6 protein-coding genes are annotated in these 14,526 nt (G+C 39.9%); 5 read left to right on the forward strand and 1 reads right to left on the reverse strand.

Going from position 1 to position 14,526, the window contains the following annotated elements; translation table 11 throughout:
* Positions 1-93 precede the first annotated feature (93 nt).
* Positions 94-801, forward strand: a complete 708-nt coding sequence (locus A5875_RS15445) for a helix-turn-helix domain-containing protein (RefSeq protein ID WP_088934405.1) — start codon at positions 94-96, stop codon at positions 799-801.
* Between the two features lie 97 nt (positions 802-898).
* Positions 899-8,893 (forward strand): VaFE repeat-containing surface-anchored protein, encoded by a 7,995-nt coding sequence (locus A5875_RS15450; RefSeq protein ID WP_088934406.1) that lies wholly within the window; start codon positions 899-901, stop codon positions 8,891-8,893.
* A gap of 124 nt (positions 8,894-9,017) precedes the next feature.
* On the opposite strand, the gene ypfJ is transcribed toward A5875_RS15450, so the two are convergent.
* The gene (gene ypfJ, locus A5875_RS15455; protein WP_088934407.1) at positions 9,018-9,914 is read right to left on the reverse strand and encodes a KPN_02809 family neutral zinc metallopeptidase; all 897 of its coding nucleotides are present in this window, start codon (positions 9,912-9,914) and stop codon (positions 9,018-9,020) included.
* 450 nt (positions 9,915-10,364) lie between these two features.
* Between ypfJ and A5875_RS15460 the strand changes: the two genes are divergently transcribed.
* The 3 genes from A5875_RS15460 to A5875_RS15470 all read left to right on the forward strand — a co-directional run bounded on the left by A5875_RS15460 (position 10,365) and on the right by A5875_RS15470 (position 14,513).
* Positions 10,365-11,711 (forward strand): CHAP domain-containing protein, encoded by a 1,347-nt coding sequence (locus A5875_RS15460; RefSeq protein ID WP_088934408.1) that lies wholly within the window; start codon positions 10,365-10,367, stop codon positions 11,709-11,711.
* Positions 11,712-11,905: 194 nt separating this feature from the next.
* Positions 11,906-14,050, forward strand: coding sequence for an ATP-dependent helicase (locus A5875_RS15465; protein ID WP_088934409.1), 2,145 nt, complete (start codon positions 11,906-11,908; stop codon positions 14,048-14,050).
* A gap of 25 nt (positions 14,051-14,075) precedes the next feature.
* The gene (locus A5875_RS15470) at positions 14,076-14,513 is read left to right on the forward strand and encodes a GNAT family N-acetyltransferase (RefSeq protein ID WP_088934410.1); all 438 of its coding nucleotides are present in this window, start codon (positions 14,076-14,078) and stop codon (positions 14,511-14,513) included.
* Positions 14,514-14,526 lie beyond the last annotated feature (13 nt).

A 14,526-nucleotide genomic window follows, 5' to 3' on the forward strand; every position in this document is an offset into this window, starting at 1 on the left:
GAGTGAACGCCGGTTAGTGCGCGTTGTTCAAAAACTGTCTCTTATACACATCTAGATGTGTATAAGAGACAGGCATAAGGAAAGGAGAAAATGATGCAGTTATTGATTTTAACTAAGGTTCCTTCCTATGAGGAGACCTTCGAAAGTCAGTTGAAGCAACTAGGAAATGAGGTTTATTGCTCGAATAGTCTAATCACCGAGTTGAAAAAGGAGAAATTTAATAAACAGTTTTTATCTCAATTTGATGGAATCATTTTCAGTGAATCATTATATGACAAAGAAGTAGAGGGGCTGGTTCAACAATTACAATACGGACGCTTTAAACTCTTTCGCCGTGTCATTGACATGAGCTGTGATGAAATACCAGAGACAAATTTTGATGGTTTGATCCCAGTAGATTCAAATTTAGAAAGACTAAGGGAGATTTTGCTGATTGCTGAGATTTCTCGTTTGGCATTCCAAAAAGAAGACCACGTTCAACAGATGAATGTTAAGCAGAAATTATCTGATTTGAATCTGAAGTTGAAACAAAAGGAAATTGTTGATTATTTAATCCATTCCGGCAATCGAACAGTATCTAGAGAAGAAATCAGCCGTCAAATTTGGAATAAAGAACCAAATAAATCTGTTTTAGCAAGCTTGTCGAAAGTTGTCTCTAAAGTAAATGAAAAGCTGGAGTACGAATGTGGACATGGAGCGATCCAAACAGTATGGGGGCAAGGCTATCGACTGAGAAAAGAGTTTTTTGATTATTTTGAAAATGATCTTGTTGAAAAGCAGTTAGCTGAAATAGAAGAGTAGTATACAGGATGAAATTACTAGGGAGGTGACGCTTAACGGGGAAGAAGAGAGGCATTTATTGGCGAAAAGGAGAGAAAAAGAAAGGGAGTGCAAGAGAATGAAAGCAAGAATTATAAAAATTCTTGGTAAAATGACTCGAGTTACGGCAGCTATATTTATGGTGCTGTCGTCATTAGGGTTTAATGGCTTGTCAATGATCGTAGAAGCGAAGCCTGCGGGTGGAAATACTGGTTATGGACAAAATGCATATGGGTATATGTTTGAAGGTGGCGTAGGAGATGTACGAACGATTTCCTATGCTACTGGCGGTAGCGAACCGATGGGGAATTCCTTCATGTTTTGTACAGAGTCAGGAAAATATGTAAGCCCATCATCGAATTTTACCAATGCTAACAAGAAGTCAGTAGATTCGTCCAATGCAGCAGCAATTGGAGCATTTATGTATCACGTGCTAGTCGCTGCGCCGACACCGGATCATACAAATCATGCGGCGATGTCGTACTTTACGCACACTGAGTTGGAATCATCTACAACGACGAGAGCGGATTTTTTGACAAAATTTAACAGCCGCCTAAGTAGTGGTAATTCAGAAGCCGTTGCGGCTAAAAATAAGAATGATGAAATCAGAGCGTTGGCTGATAATTATTACGGACCGTATACTTTGTCACTTGGTTTGACTGAAGTCGCGGGTTCAAAAAAAGCCAATATGAATTTATCACTTAAATCAGCTGCATCGAAAGATATGAAAAATGTTGATTTACGTCTGTTTGGCGGTAAGTTGGAAATGAGCATGACAGGTGGACAATTTGTTCATAAAACAACTGGCGCAAGTACAGGAACGATCTCATTAAATAGTATCGCTGAGTTGGATAATTACACAGCTAATCAAGGCCCAGCTGGAAATCCATTGAATATTACGGCAAAGGTAACCAAACTTCCAGGTCATCAAATGTACCGTTATGATTGGGATAACTCTCAGAATATGATAACAGCCTACACTGCTACTGGCTTAAGCAAAGAGGCATCGGCTAGTATTCAATTCAAACAAGAACAAGTAAAGTTTACGCCGATTGGAACAACTGTTTCTAAACAAGATGTACAAATCGGTCAACAGTTATCGGACCAAGTAACAATCAGCGTGGAAGGTAATAAACCTTGGCCAACTATCGTTGATACTCAAACACCAGTCCCAGCTTCATTTGAAATTGATTGGTATTATTCACCGACAGATTACGGGAATCAAAAATTTAATGTGAACAGTCTGCCTGCAGATGTAACAAAATTACCGAACACGGATACATTCACGGTAAATGCTCCAGGTGTAAAAGATGTTCCTTCAGCAAATGCGGCTGACAAACAAGGCTTCTATTATCCGGTATTAAAACTAGATAAGAACAAGCAGAATACTCCGGATGCTTTTGAAAAAGGTTTCCAAGCACAGTTCAATGAAGAAAATGAAAAAACCAAAGTCATTGAAAAGTTCGCAGTAAAAGGAACGACCGTTTCTAAGGTACAAATCAAAGAAGGCGATAACCTAGAAGATAAAGTAAGTATTTCTTTAGCTGAAGGAAATTGGCCGAATGTTATTGGTACGAATAATAAGGTTCCAGTGAAATTCCAAATTGATTGGTATTACTCAGCAACCGATTACGGTACGCAAAAACTTGATGTGAACAGCTTGCCGGGAGACATTTCTTTTATCGGTAGTGATACCCAAACAGTAACCGCAGCGGGAGATTACACTGTCACCTCTCAACACAAATCAACTGGACCAGGTTTTTATTATCCAGTATTGAAGGTCGTTGTGGCAGATCAAGCAAATCAAGAACATTTTACAAAAGGCTTCCAAGCACCGTTTAATGATGACGACGAAAAAACTATCACTAAATGGCAGCCTAAAGTCAAGACCGAGACGACTGTTGCCCAGTTGGGTCCTAAAGGTGGGAAAGTTGCCGATAAATTGACGGTTACTGACAATAAAGACGGTCATCAGTTAGTTGTTAAGAGTACTTTATATGGTCCTTACCTGACTAAACCAGACTTCATCCAAAGCCCAAATCAACATGACGGCGGATCAACAACATTGCCTCCAAGTTCAAAAGTTGCGGGCACAGTTACAACGACAATCAATGGAAATGGAACGTTTACTACTCCTGAGATTGAAGTAACTGAAAAAGGCTGGTATGTGTGGGTAGAAGAAATCGAGTCTACCACTTACACAGAAGAATGGCATTCAAACTTTGGTAGTGCGGATGAATATGTTGTCGTTCCATGGGTACCAAATATTGAAACAACTGTTTCTGATGCATCGGGTACAGTTGGTGCGCAAATCTATGACACGATCAAAGTATTAGATCTTCCTGGAATGTGGGGATTACCGATCGATGGTAAAGGAAACTTAAACGATTGGGATAGTAAAAATCCTGAACTGATTGGTAAGGATCGTGATCCAGATAAAAATGGCGATTACAATTTACCAGATGGTTGGGGAACGGGTGAAGAAACTGCTGAAGAACTGACAGCTACCTTCACTATGTATTACAGTCCAACCAAACCAATTCGCGATGATAAGATTCCTGCTGGCGCAGAAGTTTTCGATGTAGTGAAGGCACCATTGATTTCTGGTGAGTTACGCACAACGGAATTTAAAGCGTTTGATAAAGCCGGCTGGTACACAATCGTTGTAACGGGTGGTTCAGACTCAGGACGTTTGGCTAAATTCCAAACTGATTATGGAATCCCTTCTGAAACAGTCCATGTCCCATCAGGCAGCGAAGAAGAATTTTACACGCAAGTAAATGAAGAAAATGTCTTCTCTAATAAGCCTGTTTATGACACATTACATGTGAATAAAGCTTTATCAAGTGATAATGCAGAAGTAACCTTCACGCTATATAAATATAGCGATAAAGCCAATGATTTTGATTATTCAAATCCGACAGAAGTTGCAAAATCTTCTAAGGGAATGCCGATTAAAAAATATGGCGAATATAAATCAAACGTTGACGGTTATGGTTTAGAAGATGTTCGGATCACTGAACAAGGAACATATGGCTGGATCGCGAAAGTCGTGGATACGAAAACAGGGAAAGTAATTTATGAAGGAAACCATGGCGATCCTGGTGAAGTCTTCAATGTTCATAAAGTAAATATCCATACAAAAGCTTCAAGTAACGATATTTATCTAGGTGAACCGATCCATGATACAGTCATTTTAGAAACGACTGTACCGGACGGCTATTATGTCATTGTTGATTTGTACAAATTCTCAGATAAAGTCAATGACTTTACCAACGCTGAAAATGCGACAGCAGCAGATATCGTTTGGACTTCTGAAAAAATCAAAGTCAGCGCTTCTGGTGAATACAAGACAGGATCGTTTACACCAAAAGAAGTTGGTTCTTATGGGTATGTGGAGAAATTGTATGACGATAAAGGAAAATTAGTTCATACAGGTAAAAAAGGTGAAGAAACTGAAAATGTGATTGTTCGACCTAAAATTGAGATCGGAACCTCTGCAAAAGATAGAGAAACTGATATCAATGAAGGAAATGCACTGGACGAGAATGGTCAGCCAAAAGAAGAAGTTACGATCGTTGATACTGTTTCTTACAAAGATTTAGTGGTTGGTCGTGATTATACCGTTAAAGGTGTATTGATGGATAAATCAACAGGGCAGGCATTTGTCGGTTCTGATGGTAAAAAAGTAACCGCTGAAAAAACATTTAAAGCAGATAAAGAAAACGGTACGATTGATTTAGAATTTGTCGTGAAGAAAACAGACATGCGCGGAAAAACGGTTGTAGTGTTTGAAAAACTTTACGAAGGCGAAAAAGAAGTCGCGGTTCACGAAGAGATCACTGATGAAAAACAAACAGTGAATTATCCTGAAATAGAAACAAACGCCAGCGATGTTGGCACAGGAACAGATGAAGGAAATGCAACTGAAAAAGTAACGATCAAAGATATTGTAAGCTATAAAAATCTAGTTGTTGGCCGTGAATATACTGTTAAAGGTGTATTGATGGACAAAGAAACAGGCCAACCATTCTTAACAGCTGATGGCCAAGAAGTACGCGCTGAGAAGAAATTTACTGCTGAAAAGAAAAATGGCACGATCGAATTAGAATTTGTGGTAACTAAAGGAGATTTAGCAGGTAAAACTGTCGTGGTCTTCGAGAAGTTGTTTAACAAAGACAAAGAAGTGGGCTCCCATACTGACATAGAAGACGATGACCAAACCGTTTCTTATCCTAAAGTCGGTACGAAAGCCGCTGAGTCTAGTATACACGGTGACAAAGTAGTTATCGAGGATAATGTTTCATATGAAAACTTAATTCCTGGAAAAGAATATACCGTTAAGGGTAAGTTGATGGATAAATCAACTGGCAATGCCTTCTTAGTTGATGGTAAAGAAGTGACAGGCGAAACAACCTTTAAAGCACCAGATTCAGGCAAAGGTATCGTTAAAGTGACCTTCACCTTCGATCGCAGTGCGTTGAAAGACAATAAAGAATTAGTTGTCTTTGAACGACTTTATGGCGCGACTGGAAAAGTTGTTGCGACTCACGAAGACATCGATGACGAAGACCAGACGGTGCCGGTACAGCCTCCAGCAGAAGTGAAAACATCTGCGAAAGACCTAGAAACCGGCTTGAATCTAGGAAATGCGAAAGAAGAAGTAACGATTGTCGATACTGTTTCTTATAAGAACTTGATTGTAGGCAAAGAATACACAGTCAAAGGTGTCTTGATGGATAAAGGAACGAATCAACCATTTAAGACAACCGACGGTAAAACAGTCAAAGCTGAGAAAACATTCACAGCAGAAAAACAAAATGGCACAATCGATCTTGAATTCAAGATTACCAAAGGCGATCTAGCTGGCAAGTCTGTCGTAGTATTCGAAACATTATATCTAGGTGAAAAAGAAATTGCTTCTCATACAGATATCAATGATGAAAATCAGACAGTTGACTTCCCAGAAGTAGAAACAAAGGCCATTGATAAAGATACGGAACAAAATGAAGGCTTAGATAAAGAAGAAGTCATCATTGTCGATACCGTTTCTTACAAAAATCTTCAAATCGGCAAAGAGTACACGGTCAAAGGTGTCTTGATGGATAAGAAAACGAACCAACCATTCTTAACCACTGAAGGCAAAGAAGTTCGTGCAGAGAAAACCTTTACTGCTGAGAAGAAAAACGGCACGATTGATCTTGAATTTGTAGTAACCAAAGGCGATTTAGCAGGTAAGACAGTCGTCGTCTTTGAAAATCTCTACCATGAAGATGTTGAGGTAGGCGCGCATACCGATATTGAGGACGAAGACCAATCAGTCAATTATCCGAAAGTTGGTACGAAGGCGGCAGAAACTTCAATTCATGGAGATACCATTGTACTTGAAGATAACGTAGCCTATGAAAACTTGAAGCCGGGTCAACAGTACAAAGTTGACGGTGTGCTGATGGATAAAGCGACAGGTCAACCATTCTTAGTAAATAAAGAAGAAGTGACTGGTTCAGCAACATTCAATGCAAGTAAAACAGGTTCAGGTACAGTTAAAGTTAAATTCACCTTCAAACGCAGTGCATTGAAGGAAAACCAAGAATTAGTTGTCTTTGAAAAACTTTATGGTGCCAAAGGGGTTCTCGTTGGGACTCACGAAGATATCAATGACAAAGATCAAACGGTTGAAGTGAAGCCGGAAGTTGAAGTAGAAACAACAGCTATTGATAAAGATACTGAAATGGACGAAGGTCTTGCAAAAGAAGAAGTCAAAATTATTGATACTGTTGAATACAAAAACTTAAATGTAGGTCAAGAATACACGGTTAAGGGTGTATTGATGGATAAAGCGACAGGCAATCCATTCTTGACAACAGAAGGCAAAGAAGTCCACGCTGAGAAAACATTTACAGCAGAAAAACAAAATGGCACGATCGAACTTGAATTTGTGGTAACCAAAGGTGATCTAGCTGGTAAAACAGTCGTTGTCTTTGAAAAACTTTACCATGAAGACAAAGAAGTAGGTTCACATACGGATATTAATGATGAGGACCAATCAGTCAATTATCCAGATGTTGGTACGAAAGCTTCTGAAACAAGTGTTCATGGCGATACAGTGACGATCAAGGATATCGTTTCTTATGATAATCTAGTTCCTGGTAAGGAATACAAAGTTACTGGTGTCTTGATGGATAAAGAAACAGGCGAAGCCTTCAAGGTAGACGATAAGGAAATTACTGGTGAAGCAACCTTTACCGCAAATAAAAAAGGGACCGGCACTGTTGAGGTTGAATTTACTTTCAGCCGTAAAGCTTTAGAAGATCCTAAGAACTTAGTGGTCTTTGAAAAACTTTACAATTCTGCAGGTAAATTAGTTGGTACTCACGAAGATATCAGTGACAAAGACCAAACAGTTGAAATCAAACCTGAAATTGAACTAGAAACAGATGCGATCGACCAAGATACTGAAATGGATGAAGGACTTGCCAACGAACGAGTAACGATCGTTGATACAGTTTCTTACAAGCATTTAAATGTTGGTCAAAACTACACAGTCAAAGGTGTTTTGATGGACAAAGCCACTGGCAAACCATTCTTGACTCGTGAAGGCGATGAAGTTCGTGCGCAGAAGACATTTAAAGCTGAAAAACCAGATGGAACGATTGATTTAGAATTTGTAATCAAACGTGGCGATCTAGCTGGCAAGACAGTTGTGGTCTTTGAAACACTTTATCATGATGAAAAAGAAGTAGCAGCTCATACTGATATCGAAGATGAAGATCAAACTGTAACGTATCCGAAAGTTGGAACGCAAGCTTCTCAAACAACGGGAAGTACAGACAAAGATGTGAAGATCAAAGATATCGTGTCTTATGAAAATCTTGTTCCTGGTAAAGAATACACGGTTAATGGTGTGTTGATGAACAAAGAAACTGGCAAACCATTCATCGTTGCTGAAAAAGAAGTGACTAGCAAGGCAACCTTTAAGGTTTCTGAAACAGGTTCGGGTACAGTGGAAGTTGAATTTGTTTTCCCACGCAGCGAAATCAACGAAGATACAGTGTTAGTAGTCTTCGAAAAACTTTACAATGCAGAAGGAAAATTAGTTGGTGTCCATGAAGATCTGGAAGATGAAGATCAAACAGTTCGTCAGCCGCAAGTTTCAACCAAAGCAAAAGATAAAGACTCAGGTACGAACGAAGGCTTTGCCGATGATGAAGTTATAGTCGTCGATGAAGTCAGCTATAAGAACTTGATTGTAGGTAAAGAATACACAGTCAAAGGCGTATTGATGGATAAAGCAACGAACAAACCATTCCTAACCCGCGATGGTAATGAAGTTCATGCTGAGAAAACATTCAAAGCGACTAAACGTGACGGCACTATCGAATTGGAATTCAAGATTACGAAGGGCGACCTTGCTGGTAAGACAGTGGTAGTCTTCGAGACCTTGTACCAAGAAGAAAAAGAAGTGGCATCCCATACAGATATTGAAGACAAAGATCAATCGGTTCATTATCCAAAAGTTGGGACACAAGCAGCTGAAATCAGTAAAGATAGTGATGAAGATGTTATTATCAATGACATCATCTTCTACGAAAATCTGATTCCGGGTGAAAGCTATACAGTTCGCGGAACATTGATGATGAAAGAAGCGAACGCACCATTCACTGTGTTAGGACGCGAAGTTGAGAGTCAAGCAACCTTTGTGGCCAGCGACACAGGTACCGGCACGGTAGAAATGCGCTTTACTTTCCGCCGCAGCCTATTGTCGAATGATCTAACACTAGTGGCCTTCGAAAAATTATTTGATGCGAAGGGGAATCTGATCGGTTCTCACGAAGACATCAATGATGAAGCTCAAACTGTGACGATCAAGAAAACAAATCCTGATCTGCCTTCAACGAAGGGTGATACCTTTACCGATGGCAGCAGCTTGTCCGGTGGATCATCATATGGAACCAGCAGCGGCGGCACTTTACCGCAGACAGGGGAACAAGTATTGAAGGTTCTGCCATATATCGGACTAGTAATAATTGTTTTGGCAGGCGCTTTGTATTTCTATAGGAAGAGACAAGTTTAATTTTCCAATAAGTACAACGTGAGTTATTCCAAACAATAAGAGCCCCCACTCAAAATTAGTTTTGAGTGGGGGCTCTTTGTGGTCTTAATAATTTGTAAATCGTGTAAAATAAAATTTAAAAAATCTACGCTGCGGTGGATAGATCTAAATTCTTTTCATTAAAGGTATCTCCGTGTTTCAAATCACCATACTGAAACCCGCGTTTAAACCAGTTGATACGCTGCTGGCTAGTGCCGTGAGTAAAGCTGTCCGGTACGACGTATACTTGGTATTGCTTTTGCAAGGTGTCATCACCAATCGCGTTTGCTGCAGTGATCGCTTCGTCTATGTCGCCTTCTTCAAGAATGGGTTGTCCCTGATAAGTTTCTCCAGCCAAGTATTTTGAAAAGCAGCCCGCTAAGTAGTCAGCCTGCAATTCTAAACGGACACTGTATTTATTATATTCGGATTCAGAGACTCGTTTACGAATTTTATCTAATTGAGCAGAGATGCCCAGCTCGTTTTGCACATGATGCCCGACTTCATGTGCGATCACATAAGCCATAGCGTAATCACCAGTTGCACCATATTTGTTTGATAGCTCATCGGCAAAGCTCAAATCTAAGTACACATTCTGATCCGCTGGACAATAAAATGGTCCGACCTGTGAACTGGCCTGTCCGCAAGCGGAACTTACGCTATCTGTAAATAGTACGAGCTTCGGATTTTGATAAGGTTCATTCAGCTGTTTAAACTCATCGTTCCAGTAGTCTTCTAAATGAGCAAAGACGACTGCGGCAAATTCTTTTTGGTCTGTGTACTCTTTTGAAGAAACATTTTCAGTTTCATATGTTGCCGGTGTAATGCCGCCGCCCAAAGTATCTGTGACTGTACTCAAATCTCCACCGGATAGGAAGAAAACAATGATAGCTATTAAAAATACACTAAGGCCGCCGCCAGCCGCCATTTTTCCTGTCGATCGTCCACTGCTACCGGATCGGTCCTCTACATTTGAACTTTGTCGATCTCCTCGCCAACGCATAACAGTTCCCCTTTCTTCTCTCAAGTTTATTCTATTCGAAAAGCGCAATAGAACCAAAGAAAATGACCGGCCAAAATAAGAGCTTATAATAGGAAGAAAAATTTCTAGGTCAGCACCTATCAAAATCATCATTTTGTTTGATAGGTGAGACGATAACTCATTTTATTTAATAGACAAATGTTTACAAGTAGTTTTCCTTGAAATTATTTTCACTTTTTTTATCAATCATAAAGAAACTGGGTTAATGGAAAAGTACAGAGTTTCACTTGAAAAAGCTGCTAAATAGCGCTTTTTTGTATTTTTACGCAACGTTTCAAAAATTTTAAAAAATATTTTGAAATGTATTTGTAACATTTCTTTTATATGCGTGATATATCACTATGTTAGAATTACATCTGACGTTATGCGATCTATAATTTTAAATCAACATAATAGCCGGAGGAATAATTAGTGAAAAAGAGTTTATTATCAGCATTGTTAGTTTGTACAATCGCTGTATCAGCAGTACCAAGTATTGCTTTAGCCGATAATTATGATCAACAGATTCAAGAAAAAGATCAAAAGATCAGTGATTTACAAGGAAAACAATCCGATGTTCAAACACAAATTGACGGATTAACAAGTGAAATTGCAACAGTTAGCGAAAAAGTTAAAGACTTAGAAGCTAAGCAAGATCAATTGAATAAAGATACAATGAAATTACAAGAAAAAATCGCTACTTTAAAAGTACGTATCGCAAAACGTAACGAAGTAATCAAAAGCCAAGCCCGTGATACACAGGTGAAGGGCCAAGCTACTAACTATGTTTCTGCAGTTTTAGAAGCAGATTCATTATCTGATGTAGTCGGACGTGTTCAAGCGATGTCAACGATGGTCAAAGCGAACCATTCATTGATGGAGCAACAAAAAGCCGATGAAAAAGCGGTAGAAGAAAAAGTTAAAGACAACGAAACAAAAGTTGCTGAAATTCAAACGAACCAAAAAGAATTAGAAGCGCAAAAAAATGAGATTGCTAACAAACAAGCTGAATTGAATGTTGTAAAAGCAAACTATGCTGCAGAACAAGCAACAGCTGAACAAGACAAATCTAAATTGAAGAAACAACAAGAAGAAGCAAAAGCAGAACAAGCGCGTGTCTTGAAGGAACAGCAAGAAGCTGCAAAAGCACAAAAAGCTGAACAAGAACGTCAAGCACAAGAAGCTGCGAAAGCCCAAAAAGCTTTCGAAGAATCTCAAGCCAAAGCGGCTAAAGAACAAGCTGAACAAGCCAAAGCATCTGCTGAAAGCTCAACTTCAACCGAAGCTTCATCAAGTGCAAGTGAAGAAAGCTCAACTTCATCTTCTGCAACAACTGAACCAAAAACTGAAGCAAGTTCAACTGACGATACAAAAACACCAGAGCCAACTCTTCCAATAAATACAGGTGGAAACAAAGTGGATCACACTGGTTCAGGTAATATGTATGCAGTAGGTCAATGTACTTGGTACGTTAAAAACGTTGCACCTTGGGCTGGAACTTACTGGGGTAACGGATGTCAATGGGGCGCGTCAGCAGCAGCTGATGGCTTCCAAGTAGACGGCTCGCCAGCACCTGGTTCGATCGTAGTCTTTGCACAAGGTCAATCAGTTGGAACATGGAATGCTGATCCTTCATACGGACACGTTGCTTATGTTCAATCATACAATGCTTCAAACAATACAATCACTATTACTCAAGGCGGTATGGGTTTCCCAACACCAACCGGACCGAACACTGCGACATTGAGCGCAGCCGGCTTACAATATATTCATCCATAAGAAATAAGCAAAATAGTTTCCGAGAAATCGGGAACTTTTTTTTGCTTTCATTCGTTAACTAAATAATCATAGGATGGCCAGTATAAATTAATTTTGTACTGACCTTTTTTTACATGTACGGGAATCACTATCAAAGTTGAGAAATTTCGGTATAATGGACAAGTATGATTTTTTACATAGAGGAGACATTTTGCATGCTTACAAAGCTTTCAAATTACATAAAATCAGATCTAATCGAAGCAGACACAGAAGTAGATGATCAAGCGACAGTGCAACAGTTGATTGCTAATAATGGCGGCCATCAATTTAGTGAAGAGCAGCTGGCGGCGATCCGTTTTCCAATGCAGACACATCTGCGGATTATTGCCGGAGCGGGAAGTGGGAAGACGCAAACTATTTGTGCTAAAGCAGCTTATTTAGTATTGGCAGAATCGGTTGATCCAAAGACGATCATGATGTGTACTTTTTCCCGCAAAGCAAAGCTGGAGATGGAAGCGCGTGTCAATCAATACTTAGGCGGCTATGCTCGTGTTAAAGTTCAAACATTTCATGGCTGGTTCAATACAGAATATAATGAGTTAATTCGTCAGAAACCGGAGCTGAAGCAATGGGGGATCGAAGGCGAGATCGATGAGGAGCAATATTATCAAACGGTGAATCAATTGATCAAAAAATATCGTTTGTATAATTTTGACAAGCTGGATGAACGAACGCTTGCTTCGCGAATCAGCTATTGGCGCAATATGGGGTATTCTGATCAAGAGATGGTTGAGCTTGTCGCAAAGCACTTTGATGCGCAGGAGATTCTTCTAAATAAAAAGTTGAGTACGGTTTTTCAGCAGTTTTTAACAGAACTGGCGACAATAAAGAAGGCGCAGCAGTTTATCAATTTCGATGACATGCTGTTTAATTTGAAATTAATGCTGGAAAACGATACGTCTGCTCGCAAAGCTTTGCAGGAAAAATATCGCTATATTTTTATTGACGAATTTCAAGATATCAATCCGCTGCAAAAGCAAATCGTGGCTCTGATTTGTCCGCCAGATAAACAAACCCCGCAGAAAAGTGCGGGCAAATTGATCATTGTTGGTGATGATGATCAAAGTATTTACTATTTCCGTGGCGCAGAGCCTGGGTATATCAAAGCCTTTGAGGAAGAATATCAGCAGACGTCTTTGAAGCTGATGACGAACTACCGCTCGGATGCACCAATCGTGGAAGCAGGAAATCGATTGATTCGCTACAATGCTCACGACCGTTTAGAAAAATCGATGACAGCCTTCAAAACGACAACAACTCATGATTGTTACGGGATCAGTTTTCCCGATGACGAGGAAGAAGCTGCTTGGATCGGGCAAAAAATTCAAACGTTGGCAAATAAAACGCCGATGGGCGATGGCAGTCCGGATTACCGTGATACGATGGTCCTATACCCAACCCGGGTGCAATTGCGGTCTTTGCTGAAGCAATTAAAAAAGCAAAAGGTTCCGTTTGTCACTCCATCGAACGATGATTTATTGGGAATTTTTGGTTTGCCGTTGTTTAAGACGCTCTTTCAGCAATTAGAAATGCTGGCTTCTGCAACAACGATCCAGCAAAAAAATGAGGCGTTGAAAAAAATCATTCAGCAATATGCTTTTTTTCACTTTATAAAATTTGGTGTCAGCGCTAAATTCAGCGAGGAGCTGTTTAGTAAGAATAAATTTAAGATCAACGATTTGGTGGCCTTTCTGATCAGCGAACGCAATCTTTCTCAACATTCTCAAAATCAAGCGAAGGAATTCTTTAAACAGATTTATTTGTTTTATCAGCGTCGACAATTGAGTCTTGCTTCACTAGCCGAGGCATTATTAGCAACGCCGAAATTCAAAAAAGATTTGAGTGAGGAAGAGGCAGAGTGGCTGCGTAAAGAGTTAGTTGCGGCAGGTGATTGGCCGGGACTATTAGAAGCGTACCAGCAGGCGAGTCAGCAAAATCAAGGGATGAAAAAGCGCTTGAAGGACTACGATCAGGAAAAATTGAATGCTGTCTATTTACTGTCGATCCACGCCAGCAAAGGATTAGGCAAGAAAAATATTTTTATTAAGGGTGTTTATCAAGATGCGCTGCCGAATCATCATACGGTCAAAAAGACCGATTGTGATCTGCAAAAGGCAAAGGAAGAAGCGGCTCCGCCTACAACGGTCGAAGAGCAGCGCCGATTGATGTATGTCGCTATTACACGTGCCAAAGAAAATCTATATGTCACTTACCCCAAAACGGTCAATAATAAAGCAACCGAACCGTCACCCTTTTTAAAAGAAGCGGGATTGACCATCAAAGAGGCTTCAAAAAAATAGTATAATAGAAGAAACAGGAGGAGCTATGACAAACTTGAGATTAGAAGTAGGCCGTGACAGCGATTTACGAGCAGCCAGCAGTTATATTCGAATGTGTGTCTTTGTATTGGAAAAAAAGATCGCGTTGGCTGATGAGTTTGATCAGAATGATACTTCTGATACTATTTACAGCGTCCTTTTTGATGGATCGTGTCCTGTCGCGACTGCTCGTTTGTTGATGGAAGATACCGAAACTGCACGGATTGGTCGCGTGGCAACAATCGAGGAGTATCGTGGAAAACAACTAGGCAGCCGAGTAGTTAGGGCTTTAGAAGATTTAGCTAAGTCTAAAAACTTTAAACAGATTTTGATTCATGCGGAATTGTCAGCAGCAGGATTCTACGAAAATTTAGGCTATCACAAAAAGGGCGAATCCTACGAAGAAGATGGCGTACCTTGTATTACATTGGTAAAAAATTGTTGAGACAGTTTACCGA

This window comes from Enterococcus sp. 3H8_DIV0648 (genome assembly GCF_002140655.1).
In the GTDB taxonomy this organism is placed as follows: domain Bacteria; phylum Bacillota; class Bacilli; order Lactobacillales; family Enterococcaceae; genus Enterococcus_A; species Enterococcus_A hulanensis.

Coding starts and splice junctions, on each gene's coding strand:
- A5875_RS15445 (WP_088934405.1), top strand. CDS start 94: ATGCAGTTATTGATTTTAACTAAGGTTCCTTCCTATGAGGAGACCTTC.
- A5875_RS15450 (WP_088934406.1), top strand. CDS start 899: ATGAAAGCAAGAATTATAAAAATTCTTGGTAAAATGACTCGAGTTACG.
- ypfJ (WP_088934407.1), bottom strand. CDS start 9,914: ATGCGTTGGCGAGGAGATCGACAAAGTTCAAATGTAGAGGACCGATCC.
- A5875_RS15465 (WP_088934409.1), top strand. CDS start 11,906: ATGCTTACAAAGCTTTCAAATTACATAAAATCAGATCTAATCGAAGCA.
- A5875_RS15470 (WP_088934410.1), top strand. CDS start 14,076: ATGACAAACTTGAGATTAGAAGTAGGCCGTGACAGCGATTTACGAGCA.